At 30.2% G+C, this 596-nt stretch carries 1 protein-coding gene; it reads left to right on the top strand.

Annotation, left to right across the window (positions count from 1 at the left end):
• Positions 1 to 71: 71 nt before the first annotated feature.
• Positions 72 to 596: glycosyltransferase family protein (locus KI356_RS27165; RefSeq protein ID WP_498066725.1), on the top strand; the 525-nt coding region annotated here is incomplete at its 3' end.

Raw genomic sequence — 596 nt, 5'->3', positions numbered from 1 at the left:
AGCTAAAATTATAGGAGGAGAAAATATAGCTAAACTCAGAAAATTAATTTCAAAAACTTAGGAGGATAATAATGAAAAATATATTAATAGCCTCCTTTGATATGGAAATTGGAGGAGTAGAAAGAAGTCTCATAAGTCTGCTAGAGAACTTCGATTATGAAAATTATGCGGTTGATTTGATGTTATATAGACATAAAGGAGATTTTATGGGCTTAGTTACGCATAAAGTGAATTTATTAGAGGAAACTCCACAGTATACAACTTTTAGAAAATCAATAAGCAGGATTTTCAAAGAAAGACAATATAGTATTGGGGTAGGTAGAATTTTAGCAAGAGTAAATGCGGGTGTTATAGGTAAAATGAAAAAATTAACAGAATCTGGATACTATCAAATGCAATTAATGTGGAAGTACGCTTTACCATTTCTTCCTAAAGAGGAGAAAGAGTACGATGTGGCTATTAGTTATTTATGGCCACATTATTTTATAGCTCATAAGATTAATGCGAAAAAAAAAATAGCATGGATTCATACGGATTATTCTACAATAGAGCTCGATATAGCTATGGATATAAAAATGTGGGATAAATTTGATTAT

This window comes from Bacillus hominis, assembly GCF_018332515.1.
Taxonomy (GTDB): domain Bacteria; phylum Bacillota; class Bacilli; order Bacillales; family Bacillaceae_G; genus Bacillus_A; species Bacillus_A hominis.
The sequence above is the reverse complement of the archived record's forward strand: the minus strand, read 5'-3'. Positions and strand labels throughout refer to the sequence as shown.